The 22179-nt window shown below is 39.7% G+C and carries 17 protein-coding genes; 9 read left to right on the top strand and 8 right to left on the bottom strand.

Features of this window, described 5'->3' with window-relative positions; translation table 11 throughout:
- The first annotated feature begins 45 nt into the window (after positions 1 to 45).
- From KO513_RS12445 to KO513_RS12430, 4 genes are all read left to right on the top strand, one after another.
- Positions 46 to 1008 (top strand): YheT family hydrolase, encoded by a 963-nt coding sequence (locus tag KO513_RS12445; protein ID WP_215913632.1) that lies wholly within the window; start codon positions 46 to 48, stop codon positions 1006 to 1008.
- Between the two features lie 75 nt (positions 1009 to 1083).
- Positions 1084 to 1569: a c-type cytochrome gene (locus KO513_RS12440; RefSeq protein WP_215437278.1), complete on the top strand. Its 486-nt coding sequence runs from the start codon at positions 1084 to 1086 to the stop codon at positions 1567 to 1569.
- Positions 1570 to 1675: 106 nt separating this feature from the next.
- Positions 1676 to 2791 carry a glycoside hydrolase family 88/105 protein gene (locus tag KO513_RS12435; RefSeq protein ID WP_215913631.1) on the top strand — a complete coding sequence of 372 codons (1116 nt, stop codon included), beginning with the start codon at positions 1676 to 1678 and terminating at the stop codon, positions 2789 to 2791.
- A gap of 24 nt (positions 2792 to 2815) precedes the next feature.
- Complete coding sequence (locus KO513_RS12430; protein WP_215913630.1) at positions 2816 to 3526, top strand: endonuclease/exonuclease/phosphatase family protein; 711 nt, start codon at positions 2816 to 2818, stop codon at positions 3524 to 3526.
- Here KO513_RS12430 and KO513_RS12425 read toward each other — a convergent pair.
- Entirely contained in the window at positions 3523 to 5106 is a 1584-nt protein-coding gene (locus tag KO513_RS12425; RefSeq protein ID WP_215913629.1) for a SulP family inorganic anion transporter, read from the bottom strand. The two genes, KO513_RS12430 and KO513_RS12425, sit on opposite strands and share 4 nt — an antisense overlap.
- Before the next feature lie 259 nt (positions 5107 to 5365).
- Complete coding sequence (locus tag KO513_RS12420) at positions 5366 to 6277, bottom strand: nicotinic acid mononucleotide adenyltransferase (protein WP_215913628.1); 912 nt, start codon at positions 6275 to 6277, stop codon at positions 5366 to 5368.
- A gap of 174 nt (positions 6278 to 6451) precedes the next feature.
- Here KO513_RS12420 and KO513_RS12415 point away from each other — a divergent pair, with 174 nt between their 5' ends.
- On the top strand, positions 6452 to 7447 hold the full coding sequence (locus KO513_RS12415; RefSeq protein WP_215913627.1) for an NAD(P)H-dependent glycerol-3-phosphate dehydrogenase: 996 nt from the start codon (positions 6452 to 6454) through the stop codon (positions 7445 to 7447).
- A gap of 99 nt (positions 7448 to 7546) precedes the next feature.
- Here KO513_RS12415 and KO513_RS12410 read toward each other — a convergent pair whose 3' ends face one another.
- From KO513_RS12410 to KO513_RS12390, 5 genes are all read right to left on the bottom strand, one after another.
- On the bottom strand, positions 7547 to 9214 hold the full coding sequence (locus tag KO513_RS12410) for a glycerol-3-phosphate dehydrogenase/oxidase (protein ID WP_215913626.1): 1668 nt from the start codon (positions 9212 to 9214) through the stop codon (positions 7547 to 7549).
- Positions 9215 to 9243: 29 nt separating this feature from the next.
- Complete coding sequence (glpK, locus tag KO513_RS12405) at positions 9244 to 10725, bottom strand: glycerol kinase GlpK (RefSeq protein ID WP_215913625.1); 1482 nt, start codon at positions 10723 to 10725, stop codon at positions 9244 to 9246.
- Between the two features lie 100 nt (positions 10726 to 10825).
- Positions 10826 to 13171 (bottom strand): penicillin-binding protein 1C, encoded by a 2346-nt coding sequence (pbpC, locus tag KO513_RS12400; protein WP_215913624.1) that lies wholly within the window; start codon positions 13169 to 13171, stop codon positions 10826 to 10828.
- Entirely contained in the window at positions 13168 to 13476 is a 309-nt protein-coding gene (locus KO513_RS12395) for an antibiotic biosynthesis monooxygenase family protein (RefSeq protein WP_215913623.1), read from the bottom strand. Before KO513_RS12395 ends, pbpC begins: the two co-directional genes overlap by 4 nt.
- 30 nt (positions 13477 to 13506) lie before the next feature.
- The gene (locus tag KO513_RS12390; protein ID WP_215437253.1) at positions 13507 to 13860 is read right to left on the bottom strand and encodes a hypothetical protein; all 354 of its coding nucleotides are present in this window, start codon (positions 13858 to 13860) and stop codon (positions 13507 to 13509) included.
- Positions 13861 to 13944: 84 nt separating this feature from the next.
- On the opposite strand from KO513_RS12390, the gene KO513_RS12385 reads away from it, so the two are divergent.
- Positions 13945 to 14481 carry a CvpA family protein gene (locus tag KO513_RS12385; RefSeq protein WP_215437251.1) on the top strand — a complete coding sequence of 179 codons (537 nt, stop codon included), beginning with the start codon at positions 13945 to 13947 and terminating at the stop codon, positions 14479 to 14481.
- Positions 14482 to 14656: 175 nt separating this feature from the next.
- Positions 14657 to 15076 (top strand): lipocalin family protein, encoded by a 420-nt coding sequence (locus KO513_RS12380; RefSeq protein WP_215913622.1) that lies wholly within the window; start codon positions 14657 to 14659, stop codon positions 15074 to 15076.
- Positions 15077 to 15150: 74 nt separating this feature from the next.
- Here the strand turns inward: KO513_RS12380 and KO513_RS12375 are convergent, their stop codons facing one another.
- Positions 15151 to 20667, bottom strand: a complete 5517-nt coding sequence (locus KO513_RS12375) for an alpha-2-macroglobulin family protein (protein ID WP_215913621.1) — start codon at positions 20665 to 20667, stop codon at positions 15151 to 15153.
- A gap of 350 nt (positions 20668 to 21017) precedes the next feature.
- Between KO513_RS12375 and KO513_RS12370 the strand changes: the two genes are divergently transcribed.
- Together KO513_RS12370 and KO513_RS12365 are read left to right on the top strand one after the other, a co-directional pair.
- Positions 21018 to 21494, top strand: coding sequence for a CAP domain-containing protein (locus KO513_RS12370; protein WP_215913620.1), 477 nt, complete (start codon positions 21018 to 21020; stop codon positions 21492 to 21494).
- Between the two features lie 142 nt (positions 21495 to 21636).
- The gene (locus KO513_RS12365) at positions 21637 to 22176 is read left to right on the top strand and encodes a 3-hydroxyanthranilate 3,4-dioxygenase (RefSeq protein ID WP_215437239.1); all 540 of its coding nucleotides are present in this window, start codon (positions 21637 to 21639) and stop codon (positions 22174 to 22176) included.
- Positions 22177 to 22179 lie beyond the last annotated feature (3 nt).

Raw genomic sequence — 22179 nt, 5'->3', positions numbered from 1 at the left:
AAGTTGATTGGGGAAATTTGTGTCGAAATAAAAAAGAATAATTAAATGCCACTACTCCACTCCGATTATAACCCCACATTACTTTTTAAGAATGGACATCTATCTACCGTCTATTCGGGATTGTTTAGACGAATAGAAGGATTGGAACAGCAGCGGGAACGTTTAGAACTTGCAGATGGCGATTTTATTGATGTAGACTGGAGTTACTCCAAAACTCCTTCGGAGAAGGTGGTAATACTTTTACATGGCTTGGAAGGCAACGCGCAACGGCCGTACATTACGGGAAGCGCAAAAACATTTAATACGGTGGGCATTGATGCTTGCGCCGTTAATTTTAGGGGTTGTAGTGGTGAGACCAATCGCCTTTTTCGTTCCTACCATTCTGGCGCTACCGAAGATTTAGATGCCGTTGTTCAATATATTCTGAAAAAACAAAAGTATGAACATATCTATATAAAGGGGGTAAGTTTAGGTGGAAACATGGCTATGAAATATGCCGGTGAGGACCGCACGCTCCCAAAGGAAATAAAGGCGGTAATAGGTGTTTCCGTGCCCTGCAACCTTCATAGTTCCTTAAAAGAACTCATGTCCACAAAAAACTACCTGTACTCCAAGCGTTTTAAAAAACATTTGGTTGAAAAATTATGGCACAAAGTAGATTTGTTTCCCGATAAAATTTCAAAAAAAGATGTGCGCGCTATTAAAACCCTAAAAGATTTTGATGATATCTACACCAGCCGGGCTCATGGTTTTAAAAATGCCATTGACTATTACACAAAATGTAGTTGCAGGCAATTTTTGCCCCATATTAAAATTCCCGCTTTGATCATCAATGCTAAAAACGATTCTTTTTTGGGCGATGAATGCTACCCGTACACCGAGGCAGAAAACAATCCGAACCTTTATTTAAAGACACCCAATTTTGGTGGTCACGTGGGGTTTGTAGCACCATCAAACATCTATTACTCAGAAAAAACAGCAATTAAATTTGTGCAAGACATGGTTTAATTTTAGTGAATCGTTATATTAGCATCGCGAACAAAAAGCCCTTAACTCGGCTCGAATATTGAAATAAAGCACAAGATGAAAAAATTATTAAGCGTATTGGCACTTGGTGCCCTGCTTGCCAGCTGTGGCGAAGAGAAAAAGGAAGAAAAAAAGGGTGGTTTTGAAATGAACAGAACCAAAACAGAAACTAAAGCGGTTGAAGCCAAGTCTGAAGGCGTTCCTGTTGATATGGATAACCAAGGAGTAGGCCCATACAAGGACATTTCTTTTGATGCTGATATTGATGCTGAAATGGCTGCGGCCGGTGAGGCAAAGTTCAAAGCGGTATGTACGGCCTGTCACATGGTAGACAAACGTTTAATTGGCCCTGCATTAAAAGGTGTTTATGAAAGAAGAAGTCCATCATGGGTTATGAACATGATTGCGAACCCAGATAAAATGTTGAAAGAGGATCCAATCGCACAAGCCCTTCTTAAAGAATACAACAACGCTATTATGCTAAATCAGAATCTTTCTGAAGAAGACACAAGAGCGGTTGCAGAATACCTGCGAACACTTTAAGAGCCAAAATTTTATATTCCTATGCCGTTATCCCAATATTTTAGGGTAACGGCATATTTTTTTTGAATATATTAGTAGCTCTCAATCAACTTAAAAACACTTTACATTGAAAACGTTACGTCATTTTCTTATCGTCATCACCATTTTTTCGTGTACGAACACGATTACCGCTCAAAAAATAAAGCCAAAGAAAGTAAAGGAAAATATGCAGCGTGTTGCCGATTGGCAAATTGCCAATTTTGAAGGGCTGTACAGTGGACACAAAAAACCCCACCACCCTTTAGATTGGACCAATGCAGCACTTTACGTAGGTATGGTAAAATGGGCAGCGATGGCAGAGGATGACCGCTATTATTCTTGGCTAAGAAATATTGGTGAAACAAACGAATGGCAACTATACAAAAGAAAATACCATGCAGATGACCATGCTGTTGGCCAGATGTATGTAGATTTATTTAGAAAATACAAAGACGAAAAAATGATTGCTCCCACCAAAGAGCAATTTAACTTCTTAATGTTCCATCCTTCCAAAAGTGCCCTAAACTGGGGTACTCCGTATCATCAAGACCGCTGGAATTGGTGCGATGCTCTTTTTATGTCCCCTCCGGTCTGGGCCAAATTGTATAGAATTACAGGCGAGAAAAAATATCTGGATTTCATGATGGCAGAATTTAAGGCTTCAACTGATTTTCTGTTTGACAAAGAAGAGAACCTATATTATCGTGACGAAAGGTATTTTGATAAGTTGGATAACGGCACTAAGGTATTTTGGTCCAGGGGAAATGGCTGGGTATTTGCCGGACTTGTCAATATCATGAACGAACTTGAGCCAAACAGTGAAGAATACATGTATTTCTTGAACATCTATAAAAAAATGGCCGAAAAACTTATTACCATCCAGACACCCAAAGGCCATTGGGCCATGAGTCTGCTGGGCCAAGAATTTTATCCTACTCCCGAAACCAGCGGTTCATCTTTTTACGTATATGGTCTTGCGTGGGGCATTAACAATGGTATTCTGGACAAAGAAACCTATGAACCGGCAGTTAAAAAAGGCTGGAACGCCATGGTAAGTCATATAACAAAAGACGGCATGTTAGGTTACGTACAACCTATTGGAGCAGCACCCGGAAAGGCCTGGCCCGATAAAACCGAAGTTTACGGAACTGGGGCATTTTTAAGTGCCGGATCGGAGGTCTATAAGCTTTATGGAGGCGAGTAATATTCGAAGCAAAATATCCTGATTTTGAAAATCATAACTTGGAACTGTAACGGGGCATTTAGAAATAAATATGAAAATCTTTCTACCTTTTCAGCTGATATTTATGTCATCCAAGAATGTGAAGACCCTGCCAGAGCCAATAATGAAGGGTATTCTAAATGGAGGCAAAATCATCTATGGATAGGAGACAATAAAAACAAGGGCTTAGGGATTTTTGCTAAGGATGATATTGATTTGATCCCGTTAAATTGGCCTAACCAATATGAAGATCATATTGTAAAGTACTTTCTACCCTGTAGAATAAACCAAGAATTTAATCTTTTAGCCGTGTGGGCTCATTATAACAACTCACCTACATTTGGATATATAGGGCAGTTTTGGAAGTATCTACAAGTCAATAAGTCCAGATTTGAGGATATTATTATTCTTGGAGACTTAAACAGCAATAAAATTTGGGACAAATGGGACAGGTGGTGGAATCACTCTAACGTGATTGAGCAATTAGAGGAAACAGGCATAGAAAGCTTATACCATCACTTTAATCAAGAACTTCAAGGAGAAGAGACCCTTCCAACTTTTTTTCTTCAGCGAAATAAAAGAAAAACATATCACATTGATTATGTTTTCGCAAGTAATAATCTAAAAGAAAGTCTCGAAAAAATCGAAATTGGTAAAATTGAAAGATGGCTTGCACTAAGCGACCATCTTCCAATTATTAGTTGTTTTGACCTTTAAACCTTTGTCTTGTCTACCGCTATCTTGTACGTAGGGTCTTCAAGCACATTAACATCTATAATGTCCTTAGCATTCTTTAAGAGGCCAAAGCTGTCCTTACTTAAGTGACGCAAGTGAATTTTTTTACCGGCTTTGGCATAGCGCTCCGTAATTTTGTTCAAAGCTTCTATACCGGACATATCGGCAACACGGCTCTCTTTAAAGTCAATGATCACCTCATTGGGATCGTTCTGAATATCAAACTTCTCTGCAAACAGTGTGGTAGAACCAAAAAATAACGGTCCGTATATTTCGTAGTGCTTTACACCATTATCATCAATATATTTCCTTGCTCGAATTCGTTTCGCATTTTCCCAAGAATAAGCCAATGCAGAAATTATAACACCTAACAATACCGCAACAGCCAAATTGTGGGTTATAGCGGTAATCAAGGTCACCAAAACCATAACAATTACATCGGATTTTGGCATTTTTCCAAAAGTCTTGAAGCTGGCCCATTCAAATGTTCCAATGGCTACCATAAACATTAACCCAACCAGAGCGGCCATAGGCAATTGCTCAATAAGACCAGAACCGAACATAATGAACACCAAAAGCATAACAGCCGCAGTAATACCAGATAATCTTGCCCGTGCTCCTGAAGAGGTATTGATCAAACTTTGTCCGATCATAGCACAACCACCCATTCCTGATAAAAATCCGGATAGGATATTGGCAGTACCTTGAGCTACACATTCTTTATTACCGCTACCACGGGTATCCGTAATCTCGTCTATAATATTCAAGGTCAACAAACTTTCTATGAGCCCTACACCCGCAACAATAGCGGCATAAGGAAAGATAATCCCAAGCGTCTGTAACGTCATTGGCAATTGTGGAATGGATAATGGTGGAAAACCACCTTTGATGGATTCTCCCGGCCCCATAGTATCTGCAACGGTTAACGTATCTACCCCAAAACCAATAACTATGGCCGAAACCACAACAATGGCCAATAATGAAGAAGGAATAGTCTTTGTTAATTTAGGAAAGCCCCAAATAATCAACATAGTGAGCAAAGTAAGCCCCAGCATTATGTACATAGGCGAACCGGATAACAATTCTCCCGTTCCCTTCTGATAGAAATTAGGAAACTGTGCCATAAAAATAATTATGGCCAATCCGTTTACAAAACCGAACATTACGGGGTGTGGTACCAAACGGATGAATTTACCCAATCTTAGCACACCGGCCAAAATCTGTAGCACACCAGCCATAATTACGGTGGCAAAGACGTAATTCAATATGGTTTCCGGTTCAATTCCCGGGAAATTACGTTTTAATTCTAGAATCAATCCCACAAAAATAACAGCAACTGCCCCTGTAGCACCGGAAATCATGCCAGGCCTACCTCCAAAAATAGAGGTTACCAAACAAAGAATAAATGCCGCATATAATCCCGTAAGAGGAGAAAAACCCGGAATAAGGGCAAATGCAATAGCTTCAGGAACCAAGGCCAAGGCAACGGTAAGACCGGAAAGAATCTCGGTTTTGTAATCTACCTTTTGTTTAAAATCGAACAAATTCAAATACTTCTTCACGACATTGGGATTTTAAGCGGGCAAAAATACATCAAAATACCCTATAAGCCATAGACTTATGACACCAAATGCTTCTAGGATCGTTTTAACCAACACCGCAGAGACCTAACTGCCTAGGTGTACAGAAACTATTTTATATGCGTGTACGGCATGTAAAAATCAGCTTATAACACCTTAACGAAGGTACTTCATACAAAAAAACCGCCCCAAGCATTGCAGCCCAGGGCGATTTCTAACTAAATAACCAACCAAAAAACGTTTATATATCTCTACTTCTTTTCACCTTCATTATGGGATTAGAAGTCTTTTTTCTCTTTTTTTCTACTGCGCCTTTTCCGGCTTTTAAGTACTCTTGATATCCTTTTCCCCTAAACTCATATACTGTTTTACTACTAGGGTGATAAAGTTCAATTGTACTCTCATTAATAACGTACAATTCAAAGTAATCATTGCTCGATGAACGGTAAGCCAGTGTTAAAGTTTTAAGCGTTTCATCGTGTTCTATGTCATACACCGAGTAATCTCCCTCAAAATCCCATTGAAGGTTTACCAAGGGTGTTCCAACCGGGTCTATAGACGACCTAAAAAAGGTAGGATTGAATTGCAAAAAGTTCTCATTATCGAACTCATTTAAGGCTCCTTCAAGACTTGTATATGTTTTTTCCCAAGCATGGTACTCCTGTAAAAAATAGTTGATATTCTCGTAAAACAACATATCATAATCAAAATTGCCAACTTGGTATCCCTTTAAATAATAAGATGTATCCGAACGCCCGTCATAAAGCTCTATAGTACTCCCGTTTACGGCAAAAACATCTAAAAGCCACGGGCCATCTACATCATGATCAATTTCTACCGCTCCACGAATAGTGCTGTAATAACCTACGTCTATTCCTAAACCATTGCCGGTTCTACCAATGCCTACTATATTATTGTTGGCATACATAGTACCTCTATCAAAAGAAACGGTAAAAGCACGTTGTAAAAAAGGAACTTCGCCATTTCCTCTTGTAGCGTTTATATCTACGTACCACAAGTCATATGATTGTAATACTTGATCTGTGTTATAAACCGGTTCTTCTATAAATTCATCTTCTACAATAACTTCGGTATAACACGAAGTCATTAAAAAAGCCGTAAAAATGGATGTTAAAAGTAGTTTTGTCTTCATAATCTTGGTATTACTATTCCCTCTATACAAAACAAGCACCGTGCCATTATTATTAACAGTCTATTAATCAGTGCTTAAGGTTTCAATTTTTAATTTCCCTAGCTTTGTACAAGAGAAAAAACCAATACTTGTAACCAACCATTTAACAGGAACTAAGCCATATAATATAGAACGATGAATCAAAAATTTACAGTGTTAGGCGGTGGAAGTTGGGCTACGGCCATTGTTAAGATGCTCTGTGTAAACCAAGAAAAGGTAGGTTGGTACATGCGCAATTCGGATGCCGTAGGTTTTATCAATATTCAAAAGCACAACCCTAACTATTTAACCTCGGTTACTTTTGACACCAATCAGTTAGAACTTACTGATGACATCAATAAAGCGGTTGACAATTCCGATATTTTAATATTTGCCATACCTTCTGCCTTTGTTGAAGGAGAGCTTAAAAAAATAAACACCTCATTAAAAGATAAAATTGTTTTTTCTGCTATAAAGGGTATTGTTCCCGAATCCGGGTTGATAGTTGGCAATCATTTTCATGAGAAATATGATATTCCTTTTGAAAATATTGGGGTTATTACCGGTCCATGTCATGCCGAAGAGGTTGCCCTAGAACGCTTATCTTATTTGACCATTGCTTGTGCCGATACCGAGAAAGCAAAATACATAGCCCAAAACCTGAGCAGTCATTACATTAAGACCAAAGTTACCAATGACATTATTGGAACGGAATATGCGGCCATGCTCAAGAATATTTATGCAATTGCAGCCGGTATTGCACACGGTTTGGGCTATGGAGATAATTTTCAGAGTGTGCTTATGAGCAATGCTATTCGTGAAATGAAACGTTACACAAAACGTATTCATAAAATAGACCGTAATATTAATGAGTCTGCCTATTTAGGCGATTTATTGGTGACAGGATATTCTACTTTTAGCCGTAACCGTATGTTCGGGAATATGATAGGAAAGGGCTATACCGTTAAAAGCGCACAAATGGAAATGCGTATGGTAGCCGAAGGGTACTATGCCGCTAAGAGTGCCTACGAGATAAAATCCAAGTTTAAAAAGAAAGTAAAAGTGCCTATAATAGATGCCGTTTATGCTGTACTTTATGAAAACAAAAGCGCTAAAAAAGTATTTAATACCCTGACGGACAAGTTAGATTGATAAAAAACCTTTGGTATATGAAAAGGCCGGCTCGTTTCTTTGGAAAACGGAACCGGCCTTTTACTCAACTTAACTTGATTAACTTCTTACTGTATGGTTCTACACTCTATCTAAAGTAAAATTAGAATGATCATCCAGTTCTTTTAGTAGAATTTCTCTCCACTCAGAAATCTGATTGTCATCTACAGCGTAAATAGATTTAAATTCTTCCAAAATAGGTTCCATTAGAGTTCGAACGCTGTGAATATCAAAATACAACCTGCCGGTTCTTCTAATGAAGAAATCCATTGGGTTTTGTACCATTTCATAATCAATACCAAAACGAAGCTCGGCCTTGGCCATGCGTACGTATATGTCGGTACCCTTTACGCCAGCATAATTCTCCAGAATCATTTCGGTCTGTTTTCCGTAGTTGGTTACCAAGAACCATGCATCATGCTTTGAGAAACCATCTGGTTTGATCCTGCCGTAAACTTCATCAATGTATTTCTCTACATGCTTGAATTTTTTGAAATCAACATTACCGCACAGGAAAATCTTCTCGGTAAAACATTCCTTTAACTCCAAACCATCTTCCTCTTCCATCTTCTTAGCAATACGATCCACGACACGCTCCGCCATTTTACGGTACCCGGTAAGTTTTCCACCTGCAATACTGATAAGACCCGTATCCGAAGTAAAAATCTCATCTTTTCTGGATAATTCCGAAGCCGATTTTCCTTCTTCATGAATTAACGGTCGTAAACCTGCCCATGAAGAAATGATATCTTCCATTTCCAAGTTTATGCTCGGGAACATATTGTTTACCGCAGATATGAGATAAATAGCATCTGCCAAATCTGTACGTACGTTATCCTTGTCTTTGTTAAAATTAGTATCCGTAGTACCTACGTAGGTAATTTTTCCGCGCGGAATAGCGAACATCATCCTACCATCCGGAACATCAAAATATACCGATTGTTTTATTGGTAATTTCTCCTTTGGAAATACAAGGTGTACGCCTTTGGTTAGGTGCAACTGTTTACCCTTTTTAGAATTATTGGTACTTCTAAGCTCATCTACCCATGGGCCAGCTGCGCTAATTACATATTTAGACTTGATACTGAAGGTTGCGCCGCTAACACCATCTTTTACTTTAACACCGGCCACTTTATCATCAACATAAACAAAGTCTTCTACAGATGCATAGTTTAAGGCTTGGGCCCCGAACAATAAACTGGATTTAATATTCTCAATGGTCAAACGCGCATCATCCGTACGGTACTCCGCATAATACCCTGCACCCTTTACTATTTTCTTTGGAAGTAAAGGCTCTAGTTTCATTGCCTCTTTCTTCTCCAGCATCTTACGTTTGTCCTCGCCGGTAACCTGAGCTAAAATGTCATAGACTTTTAACCCTATAGAGGTAAGCCATTTGCCGTACGAACCGTTTTCAATAAGTGGCAATAACATTTTTTCAGGTAGTACTAAATGCGGTGCCAGTTTGTGAACAATAGCTCGCTCCGACCCTACTTCCTTTACCAACCAAAAGTCAAATTGTTTCAAATACCGTAATCCACCGTGAATTAACTTGGTAGATTTACTACTGGTTCCCGATGCAAAATCGCCCTTTTCCACCAAAGCAACTTTTAAACCTCTTGAAGCTGCATCCAGTGCAATTCCACCACCTGTAATACCTCCACCAATAACCACCAGGTCATAGGTATCATTGGTTAACTCCTGTATTGTTTTTGCTCTATCTAAATTAGAGAACCTTATATTTTTCATAGCTTTTTTTGTACAGTTGTAACTATCGTTTATTTGTCATCCCACCCTTTGGTGCGCTCAACGGCTTGTTTCCATTTTTTGTACAGGCGTTTCCGTTTAACACGGTCAAAGGTAGGCTTAAAGATTCTGTTCATAGGCCTATTTTGATCAACATCTTCCTGTTTCCATAGACCCACTTGAATACCTGCCAAGAACGCAGCCCCCATAGCCGTAGATTCTATTACTTCAGGCCGGTGAACCTCCGAATCCAAAATATCCGCCTGAAATTGCATTAAGTGATTATTGGCACATGCACCGCCATCAACCCTAAGATTTGCCAACTGAATTCCTGAATCATCTTCCATGGCCTTAAGAATATCTTTGGTCTGATATGCCAATGATTCCAACGTAGCCTTGGCCAAATGGGCTTTACCCGTATCTCTGGTCAATCCAAAAACTGCGCCTCTGGCATACATATCCCAATACGGAGCGCCCAAACCTGCAAAAGCAGGCACCACATATACTGGGTTTTCACCTTCAACAGAATCTGCCAACGCCTCGGTTTCCTTAGCGTCTTTTATCAACTCTAATCCATCACGAAGCCATTGGATCGCCGCACCCGCAATAAAAATACTGCCTTCTAGCGCGTAGTTTACCTTTCCATCTAACCCATATGCAATGGTAGTAAGTAGTCCGTTTTTAGAGAATTGTGGCGTTTCACCCGTATTCATTAACATAAAACAACCTGTGCCGTATGTATTTTTTGCCGTACCCTTAGTGAAACAAGCTTGTCCAAAAAGAGCCGCTTGTTGATCGCCCGCAATACCGGCAATTGGTATTTTCTTTCCGTCTATCTCATAATCACCAAAATGATAGGCAGATGGCTTTACCTCAGGTAGCATTAATTTAGGGATACCCAATGCTTTTAACATCTTATCGTCCCATTTTAAATTTACAATATCATAAATCATGGTTCTAGATGCGTTGGTATAATCCGTTACATGGTTTGTTCCACCCGTCATGTTCCAAACCAACCATGTATCTACCGTTCCCATAAGCAAATCGCCGTTTTCAGCCTTCGCTCTAGCACCTTCAACATTATCCAATATCCATTTTACCTTGGTACCTGAAAAATAAGAATCAATAACAAGGCCGGTCGTTTGCCGTACATGCTCCGTTAAGCCACTCTTTTTTAAATGCTCACAAATATCCGCCGTGCGCTTATCTTGCCAAACAATGGCATTGTACACAGGCTCTCCTGTGGTTTTGTCCCAAACCATTGTAGTTTCCCTTTGGTTGGTAATACCAATTGCTTCAATATCCTTAACATCTACCTTTTCTTTCTTCAGCAAATCTGCCAAAACCCCCATCTGAGTCTCTAAAATCTCTTTAGGGTCATGTTCTACCCATCCTGATTTTGGAAAAATCTGCTTAAATTCCTTTTGAACCATTCCTTGGATTTGACCCTCTTGGTCCACAAGTAATGCACGGGAACTGGTAGTGCCCTGGTCTAACGATATTATATATTTCATATGAAAAAAGTTTAAGGCCGAAACTACACAAGGTAGCATAGAGTAGCACAGCAAATGTAAATAAATATACGCAATATTCTATAGAGGAAAGAAGCAAATTTTATTCAATGGATATTATTATAACAACCTCATTGCCCGAAGCGTCCAGAACCATTACTTTATGCTCACCTTCTTTGGGCATTATGGCCATTTCATGAAAGTTCTTGGTCTGCCCCACAAACGTTTCATCTACGTACCAATACACCTCGGTTTCCGGCTTGGCATGGGCCACTTTTAGAATAACCTCATTTGTTTTTCCATCAAAACCCTTTGTTAGGTTGATACGACTTCCGTTCTTGGGATAAATAAACTCCATAGGCGAAAGACTGGTATTATTACAACCACTACGATAGGGCGGTAGCACTTTATAGGCCGGATGTTTGGGTCGATAATAAAATTGCATTAACGGAGGTAGTACAAACCAAGATTCGGGCATTGCCGAAGCCAATTGGGCACAAGAAGAATTTACCCTAAACTGTTTTGCGCTATCCAAATACACCATCTGATGGAATTTACATTCCGTAACGTAATTCTCCTTGTTAGGTATAGATATAGTCTTTACCGGACAAATGTCAGTTGCTAAATACCCACTTTGGGCACACACCTCAACCTCTACAAATTCATCCCATGGTTTTTGAAACCATTCGCTCCTAGGAAGCACGTTAAATACATCAAATAACAAAGGTGCTGCAGAGGATACTCCGGTTACATTTGGTCTTCCCTCACCATCTGCGTTCCCAACCCATGTTCCGACCACGTAGTCTGCAGTTACACCAATAGCCCAAGCATCTTTGTTTCCAAAACTGGTTCCGGTCTTCCAAGCAATTTCTTTACTGCTATCGAAGAACTGCCAAGATTCATCGCCCTCGGGTCTATTTACCTCCTTCATAGCCTCAAAAGTGAGGTAAATGCTTCCTGCATCAAAAACGGTTTTCTCTAGCGATTTTTCTCCAAAATGGACCGTCTGGTCTGTTTTCAGAACCAAATCAGTGAACTCGTTGGTAAAATATTCACTAGAACTTTCATTAAAATGGTTAAGGGTAGAGGCCAAATTCGCGTAGGTTTTACAAAGGTCCCATAAGTTGCTTTCCGCACCGCCCAAAATCAAGGTTAACCCATAGTGGTCTGCAGATTTATTTATCCCACCCAGCTTAAAAACATCCAGTTGATCTCTAAATTTTTCCAATCCGTATTGTTGTAACAAACGAACTGCCGGAATATTCAATGAACGGGCTAAGGCTTTTTTTGCCTCAACGGCACCACTGTAGTTCTCATTAAAATTTTCGGGCGTATAGCCAGCTATTTGGGTAGGTACATCTGCTACGAGCATATCCGGCAATAATTCGCCTGCATCTAACATGGCCGCATAAAGTATAGGCTTTATAACGCTGCCCGTACTTCTATTGGCCTGAACCATGTCTACATCTTTTTGATGCTCTTTGGTCGTATTCGTATTTCCCACATAAGACAATACTTCTCTCGTATGAACATCAAGCACTAAAACAGCGGCATTGTACACTTGGTTTTGCTTAAGGTTCTGATGATGTTTTTGTACAATAGCATTTACGTTACGTTGTAAATTATCATCTATAGTGCTTTTGATGCGTTTTCCCTTATTTTCCTTAGCTAAGTACTGTACTAAATGTGGAGTTGCTTTTGGTAGCGGAAAGGGTTTCTCTGGAAGTGATTCCAACAAGGAAAGCTCATAAGTTGTCTGATCGATTATTTGCTTTTCAAAAAGCTTTTTTAACAAACGGTTACGCTTCTTAAGAAGCTTTGTCTGGTTCTTACCCGGATAAATTAGGCTTGGTGCATTGGGCAATACCGCTAATGTAGCAGATTCTGCCCACGACAATTGATACGGTCGTAACCCAAAATAACGCCATGAGGCTACGTCTATACCCACAACATTCCCTCCAAAAGGAGCATGGCTGGCGTAAAGCTTAAGTATATCTTCTTTGGATTTTTTCAGTTCAAGCCGAGTAGCCCATATCAACTCTACAAACTTTTCTAAGTAAGAACGCTTTTTTCCTTTTCTGGCCAACCGGATTACTTGTTGGGTGAGCGTACTACCACCACGAACCGTTCTTCCTGCGGCTATGTTACTTCCTATAGCCTTGCATATGGCTACGGGGTTGAAACCTGGGTGACTGTAGAAATATGCGTCCTCAAACTGAAGAATACAGGTCTCAAATTTATACGGAACACTATCCACTTCCGAAAATCGCCACTGGCCATCATCTGCAATCCTTGCGCCCAACAAAGTGCCATTTTCACTTTCTACTACCGTTGCCGTTGGGGAATTAAATAATTTTTGGGGAAGACAGAAATAATAGGCAATCAACACGATTACCAATGCGATCAGTTTCTTGGGATGTCTCCTACAAAATGGGCCAATTTGTTTCATTTCGTAAAATCATACTCTCGCTCTACCAAACAAATGCGCACCTTGTACCATGAATACCAATCCTTGATTCCCTTTTGCTGGGCAAAAAGATGATCCGTATTGGCTTTCCAATTGGCTATAGCATCCAAACTTTCCCAATAACTAACCGTTATTCCCAACTGCTCCCGAGCACTCTCTATACCCAGATAACCGGGTTGCTCTTTTGCCAAATTCTCCATTTCTTGGGCCATATGGGCATACCCATTGATCTCTTCTCTAAGGAGAGAAGTAAAGATGACCGCATAATATGGGGGCTTGCTTTTCATTCGATAGAAAAAAAATAGATTTTACTTACGTTATATATACTCTCGTTCCACAAAATACCCAACAATGGCTTCTTTCATTAAAACCGATTGCTCTCCGGCTTTTAATGTTGGTAATTCTTCTTTAACAATGTAGTGGGGCCAGCCCTCTTCATCAAAAAATTCAAATTCATAATACCCATAGGGTTCCAATAAACGACAAATAGCAATGTGCATTAAATCTAACTTGTCATCTTTTTTATATTTTTTGTGGTACTGTCCTAATTCTTGGATTCCTACCAGATATATAATTGCGTCTAGCTCCAAGGTATCCCCGCTAGCAAATTGGGCGGATAGCTTTTCTACCAACGCGTTCCATTTTTCTTTTAACTCTTCGTCTCTTGCCATTAATCTCTTTGCGTTTTTCCGCCGATTGAATATAAGTAACAAAGGTACAAATCAAAATACTACTTTTGTGTAAAGACATTCGCCATGAGCTTCTTGGACATTATTTTAGGATTACTGCTTTTATACGGACTTTGGAAAGGTTTAAAAAACGGACTTTTCGTAGAGCTTGCCTCTCTTATTGCTCTGATTGCAGGTATTTACGGCGCTATTCATTTTTCATACTACGCAGGTGATTACCTTTCCCAAAACATGGAATGGAACGAACGGTATATTAATATTGCAGCTTTTGTAATCACATTCATTGTTATAGTTTTTGCCGTGCAATTGGCCGGACGATTTTTAACCAAAATAGCCAATTTTGCTATGCTTGGCTTACTGAACAAGATTGCAGGCGGTATTTTTGGTGTTGTGAAAGTTGCCGTAATTTTGGGCGCTTTACTTATATTCTTTGAACGCGTTAACAATTCTGCAGGTGTTGTAAAGGATGAAACCATGAAAGACTCCGTTCTTTACGAACCTATAAAGGAAATTGGCGCATTTATTTTCAACAAGGTGCTTAAGGAAGAAAAAACAAACCCAAAAGGCGAAATACAAAAAGAAACCCTCCAAGCTAGTATCTAACAACTAATCTCTTTTGTTTCAAGCAAAAGGAAATATACTCGCCGTTTTTTACCGAATAAAACGCTTGTTAAGCTATAAACTTCACCCTTAAAAGTGGTAGTTGCTCTAAAACATGTACCAACATGTAATTTCTAAAATGTACCAGCGTTTTAGTACTTCACCAAATCTGATTCAAATGAAAAAACCAATTTTACTATTATTTTTGGCTGCAGGTTGCATTTTCACCTCATGTAAAAAAGACAGCTCAAGTGACGATGGTGACCTAGCAGGAACTTGGTCTCTTATTGCATATATAGATGATGAAGGCGAAGAACCCACTAATGAATGTGAAAGTATGGATCTATTGCGCTTTAAAGACGGAAACGTTTTTGATTATGAGTTTCATAGTACGGATAGTAGCAGTGGTGACTGTATAGAAGGCGTTCATGACTCCGGAACCTGGTCCTATTTATTCAACTCAAAAGTTCAACTGGACTACGGTACTGAAGGAAATTCAGATATAACTGTTGCAAAATACAACGTTTCCGGTGATATTCTGACTCTTACTTTTGATGAAGGCAATGGCGAATATCAAGAAAAATATAAAAAGAAATAAAAAACACTACTTACTTTTAAGACGAAAAAGACCCTGTTAACAGGGTCTTTTTTATTTAAAAAATAGAATGTTTTCTACTGAACCACCTCTACCCATCTTCCGGGTGTACGCACTACATAATCATTATTATACATAGCTTCCGCTTGAATACCCGGCAAATAATATCGTCCTAAATACGAAGCATTCAACAATACCCTGAATGTTTTTTCTTCGTTCTTCTTCATATCAAAATAAAAGTTGCTTCGGTCATCACGAATATCGGTGTATGTTACTTGGTTATCCGCAAATTCCCCAAAATCGGTAAATCGGGTGTTCACTATCTCCCATCCACTCGGGAAAATCTCTGTTAAAGCCACATTCTTAATTGGCTTGTCCGTAGTATTCGTTAAAGTTACCTCGGCAACAAAATCCGTTCCTTGCTGCATTTGTGCTACATTAAGTATGGAGCCATCTCTGCCCATAAACTTTAGGTTTGCCACCAGATTTTGCTGTATGGTTTTCTCCTTACCTACGGGTAAAATTCCCTGATTAACAATGGTAACGAACAATGTATTGGCCTCTGTATTTTTCAATTCTAATATATTTGACCCGTTTTTAATGGCAAGCTCATGAGTAGCCAAAGTCTTTGCTGTTTCTACATTTTTGCCCTTACCATTTACCGTTAACGTTGCTCTTATACCCTTACCCCCAACAAGATCGGCAAATTTGGCCATGGCAATAAGACTATAGGCCGTAGTCTGTGTGCTTAACCATCTAGGTTCTGAAATACGCCCAGCTATAGTTTTGGCCAAGTCTTGGGCTTTGTTTTTATCTTTTACCAAGATATAGGACTCCAAGGCCATGGCTCTATCCCTATCCGAAGAACCATAGGTATACTCATTAGTAGAGCTTTCAAAATTCAATGAAGCCTTACTCAAAATAGATTTGGCCACATTATCCTGACCAATTAGAGCATAACTAGCGGACAACCTAAATTTAGCCTCATTGGACAAGCCACTTGTTTCCCGCAACCGGTTCATACTGGATACGTCTGCATTGCCCGATAATGCTAAGGTGAATAAACGGTAAGCTTGCGCCAAATCCGAACTATTACTTCCCGAACGCCATTGTTTTGAACTGTTTTGCTGATATTTTATCCAACTAGATTTAAAACCAATGGGCAGGACATACCCTTTCTTTTCGGCCTCCAGTAAAAAGTGTCCGGCGTATGAAGTACCCCAATCATTGGAATAGTTCTGACCAGGCCAATACGAGAACCCTCCAGTAGCATTTTGATAACCTCCCAAAAGTTTAATGGCACGTACTAAATTCTGCTGTATGTTCTTTTTTCTATTTCCATCTAAATCAAAAATATCCGAAAGATACAATTGCGGAAATGCGGCGGAGGTGGTCTGTTCCAAGCAACCATGAGGGTACCTAATGAGGTTCTGCATACGACCGTTAAAGTTCATTGCAGGTAAAGTAGAAAACTCAATTTCTCCCGTATTGCTTCCCGTAACACCAAAAGTCTCCAAATTTATGGTCTGTGTAGAATTAGGCTCCAAGATTATTTTTTGCACTTCTGATGTAACCGGATTAGGGTTCACCACATCAATAGGAATTTCAAAAGAAGCGGTCTCCCCGTTACCAGAGGCTTCAACCACAACTTTTCCTACACCTTTAAAATCGGCCACTTGTAATTCAAAATAGGCCATTTTCTCATCAGGCCGACTAAAAGTTAGTGTTTGAGTGGCATCACCGGAAATGGAGAAAGATGGGTCCGACTTTAATTTCAAGGTTACATTTTTCACCTTCTTTTCCATGGCAAAGACCGTAACAGGAAGGGTTACCGTTTCTCCCGGTGTAATCTTTCTAGGCAACGAAGCCAATACCATTAACGGTTTGCGCACGGGCGTGGTTTCTTCTGCCATACCATAAGCTCCTGTTTCTGCATTACCCGCCACGACCATAGTGCGGACGGAACCAACATATTTTGGAGTCTTGATTTCATGGCTCTTGGTCTCCCCTTCTTTTAGGTTAAAAGGACCTAGGTGAACTACCATGGGTTCAAAACGATTGGCTTTTTTGTTCTTTGCACCCGCTAGTTCGCCATCACCGCCAATAGCGAATACTTGATTTACCTTACCTCCAAATGCTCCGATAACCTCATCAAAAACATCCCAAGTTTTAACGCCAAGTGCTTCGTGGGCGTAAAAGGTATCCCAAGGATTTGGGGTTTTAAAACGTGTTAAATCCAACAACCCTTCATCTACAATGGCAATACTGTACGTCATTGCCTTTTTATTTTTTTCCCCCACTTTAACCGTTATGGTCTCTTCTGGCCGTAATACGTTAGGCATGGCAATAACAGGCGAAATTTTAGTCTCCGGATTTTCTACCGAAACAGGAACTACACCGTATAACCGTATAGGATTATCATTCAAAGTTGTGGCATGGGGTTGCAATAAAGAAATATGGACAAATACATTGGGCGCATACAGTTCTTTCATGGAAAGCTCAAATTTTGTCTCGTCCTTGGCCGTATCTACCCAAAGAGTTTCCAAAACTTCCGTACCGTTCTCTACCGTGACCAAAGCACGACTTCCCAAAGAACTAGGAAATGTAACCGTAGCGGTTTCCCCTACCTTATAGGTTTCCTTATCTGTAGAAAATACTAGCATAGTTGCCGCAGAAGGGTCTGTTTTTCGGGATTTTCCGGCCCATCCTGGCCAATCTATATACATTGTTTTGGCTGCGGAGTGCCCTCCATTCGGGTCTTCTACACGTACCAAATACCTACCCCACTCAGGATACTTTAATTCAAATTCAAAATTAGCTTTACCGTTGGCATTGGTACTTATTGTTTTTTCAAAAACCTTTTCATGATACTGACTACTGCTATAATTAGACAAATTATCCGCAGAAGTATCCCACCACCACCTCCAGCTGACTTTATGAATGGTTACGTTTAAATTTTTAGTAGCCTTTGGGTCTCCTTTTTCGTCCACAGTAACCACATCAAAAGTATGTGGGGTATCGGTCAAAAGCATTCCCCTGTTCTTGTCACCTTTAGGAATTGTGAGCCCTACATAGGTATTATAGGGCGAATACGTTTTAGTAAAAACATCCGTACTAAAATCACCTCCGTTTTCGTAAACCTTAGTGATAAAAGCAGCTTTTAACATGCCCGGTGCCTTACTTGTAAGTTGAGGGTTCATTCTAAAATGCGCCTTTCCCCCGGCATCTATTTTTCCATCAAAAACCACTTGGTCTTCCGCCGAAAAATTACGGGTGGGGTCATCAAAAATATAACCCGGAAATTTATCGAACTCCGTAATTGATGCATTGAATTTTGCCGTAATATCCGCTTTTAAGTTTTTTGCGATAGCACCATGCAACCACTTTACCTCCATATCCCCAGAAATGGGTTGGGTGGCATTTAGAATTTCCTCATCAAACTCCGTTTTAATTTTTAACCTATTGGGTTTGATAGTTTCAATCTTAAGAGATTTAGTAAACGTAGCCCCACCAACGGAGACTTTTGCCAACCAATTTCCGGTAGGCGCGTTTTCATCCGTACCTATATTAAATTGATAAAAATTGTTGAGTCCGTTTGTTCTTATCTCACGGTGCACCACTTTATTGTAAGGGTCTAACAGTTCTAATTTTACAGGATGGTTCTCCGGTAATTCATGTGCATTGTCATTCAACATAAAAGAAAGGAAAATCTTGTCTCCCGGGCGCCAAACACCTCGCTCCCCAAAAATAAATCCTTTAAGCCCTTTTTGAAGTTGCACACCGGACACCTTAAACTTACTGACGGAAAGCGCATTGCCGTCATTTAATTTTACATACGTTTTTTGACCGTTGCTTTCAACAACCGCAAAATAGGCTTGGTTTTCAGCATCAAAAACGGACATACCCTCAGCATCCGTAACCACATGCCCCAAAATTTGCTGTTGGTAATTGTAAAACGTAACCTTAGCTCCGGCTACTGGCTTGGTATTTAAAATATCGGTTACGGCAACGAAGTAACTTTTATTGATTCCCTTCTTTATGGTTACGCCCAAATCGGAAGCCAAAATATTCATCCCTACTTTTTTATCGTAATAGTAGGATTGGTCACAAGGGTTTTCCCTTTCGTTCCAATTATAGTTATAATAGTAATCGTCGTAATAATAGTTCTCTACATTGTCCCAAGAACTATTCTCATTTTCCTCATCAAAATTAGCTTCGTCCTCTATTAAAGACCCAAAATTGGAATCCTCACACTTATAAGCACTGTCTTCTGGACCAAAATCCAGTTCTACCCTATACATAGCACCGGCATCTGGTGTAATTAAACTCTTAAGATCAAGTGCATGTGCAGACCATTTTCCACTAGAATTGGAAACATTATCCAATGTAATTTTCTTCCGGGCAATAGGTCTTGCAACGGCCAATAAATTTCCCTGTCCGCTAAGATTGTTGTTTTGCAAAAATTGCAGGATATTGTTTTCATAAATCTTGAATACCGAAACCCTTACCGATGCCAAGCTTACTGCTTCAAAATTGATTTTTAGATTACTGGAGGATGGCAAAATTGCCCCGTTGGAAAGTAACCTCACCTGTGGTTTTAACCTTTCAAAAGCAACGCGCTCCGTAAATTTGGTTTTCAACTTATTGCCGTCCGTACTTTGTATGCCCTCGTAGACTTGTAATGTAACCGTACCTTCTATATCTTTTGAAGGATATACCTTTAACGTATTCCCATCTACGGTATATTTAAGATTATCATCTTGTTCCAGCACCACCAAACCCTTAAAATTCTGTCCTTTCTTAATAGGGTCCGAAAAATTAACGGATACCAATGCGTTTTCACCCGTTTCTACCGTGGCATCCAAAACCGTAAAATTATTTTTGCCGGGAATAGTTATATCCTCGGTGCCGTTACTTTCTATCTTAAACGGGCTTCCGTTCCATGATACTTCCAATTTAGAGTCTTCCGCAGACCTCTGGATACTATCTATTCTAAAAGAAAATTGGGTCCCCTTTTCCGTTCCGGCATCAAAATTAATTTGAACTGTCTTGCCATTGTGCGTGGCTGAAACCAATTGTTTTGCCTTCTCTAGAGGAAAAACATCGGCCATTCGTAACTGTCCCGTTATGTATTGTAACTCTTTGGAATAGGATTGAAGGGCGTTGGTGTATATGTTAAACTGCTGCTCCAGCGTTTTTACACTAAAAGTTAAGGTGTCCAGATCATTGGGCAGTTCACTTATAATATCATCTAAATGAAGGGTGAAACGGTACTCCTTATTCTGGTCAAAACCGTTTTGGGGAACAAATGCGATTGTACGATTATCTAGAGCTACTACCTTGCCTTTTACTTTGGGCGATACTTTAAAAAGATTCTCGGTTAGCTCATCTCCTGCATTCCACCCTTCTACCGGTGTGTTCAAAACTACTCTTACACTGCTCTGTGCAGAGATAATTCCGTGCGAAACCTGACCTACGTAATCCTGAAAACGATTCAAGTTATCCGCTTGCTTGGCCGCACTCTCTTTTTTAGAATTACACGCCGATAAAAAAGCAAAAAGCAACAGAATACGAAAAAATGAACTGACCTTCATAGAAAGATTGTTTTACACAAAAATAGCGGTTAAAAAACAGAATACATCACGGTTTTCATTGAATCACGGTATTCTTAAAAACCCTGTTTACAGTAGAAACGAAATAGATTTGTTATTGTTGGATGCCAGCACTAAAATAGATACGCAAGGCCAACGTGCGGTTTGACTTACAATAACTTATTAGAAAGGTGTATTTCATCGAAAAGTGAAAATTATAGAGGAAACTAATCATATTATTTTAGATATTCGCCTCAGAACATATCCCCCTTATCGTTCTATAGAACACGAGAACACCCCACTCTTCTCTCCTACTTTTTAAAGAACGCGCCTACTTACAAATAGAACTTTGTATGAAAATGAGAATGCACTATGTGGCCCTCGTTTTATTTGTATGTACTTTGGCCTCTTGTAGTAAAGAGTCCGTGGAATCCACAAATATTATCGAGACCGAGAACGCCGAAACTGTAGAAAAAGAACTTCTTGAAGCCGTTAACGGACACCGGCTTTCTATTGGAAGAAACTCACTGGAATTTAGCTCTGTGGCATACGAACATGCCAATAAACACACAGACTATATGATTGCCAAAGGAGGCCTGAACCATGACAATTTTAGTTCACGTGCTTCTGAGATATCTTCAGAAGAGGCTGCGGAATACGTTGCCGAGAACGTTGCCAAAGATTACACCACGGCCTCCGAAGTGCTAAAAGGGTGGTTAAACAGTTCTAGCCATAAAAAAACTATGGAGGATGAATTTACGCACACCGCAGTGAGCGTTAAGAAGGATGCTAATGGAAAACTATATTTTACCCAAATATTTTTCCGTTAATTTTTTAAACGTTAAAGTCCACTATCTACATCTACGTACTAGTAATACAGCATACTTTTTCATAAATTTGAGATGAAATGGCCGCTCCTTTTGCACGTGTAAAAACACGGGCAAAAGGATTTGGCTGTAAATGTCAAAAAAAATGTCCGTAAAAGCTCCTTTTAATCTAAACCGTTGGATAGAAGAAAATAGGCACACCCTTAAACCTCCCGTAGGTAACAAAAACCTCTACAAAGATGCCGGAGACTACATAGTTATGGTGGTTGCAGGCCCAAATGCCAGAAAAGATTACCATTACAATGAAACCGAAGAACTTTTTTATCAACTAGAAGGGAATATAGAAGTTCATATACAAGAGGAGGGGAAAAAGAAAACAATGACGCTAGGACCGGGCGATATGTATCTGCATCCTGCCAAAATACCACACTCCCCTGTTAGGCATGAAGGCAGTATAGGACTGGTTATTGAACGGAAAAGGGCCGACATGAATGTTGATGACGGCTTACTATGGTTTTGCGATAATTGCAATCATAAACTTTACGAAGCTTACTTTACCTTAAATGATATTGAAATAGATTTTTTAAAGCATTTCAAACATTTTTATGGTTCGGAAGATTTACGTACATGCGACAATTGCGGTACGGTTATGCCTGTTGATGCCAGATTTGTTAGCAACAGTTAAAAA

Origin of the sequence: Zobellia sp. B3R18, from assembly GCF_018860715.1 — a bacterium.
Classification (GTDB): domain Bacteria; phylum Bacteroidota; class Bacteroidia; order Flavobacteriales; family Flavobacteriaceae; genus Zobellia; species Zobellia russellii.
The sequence above is the reverse complement of the archived record's forward strand: the minus strand, read 5'-3'. Positions and strand labels throughout refer to the sequence as shown.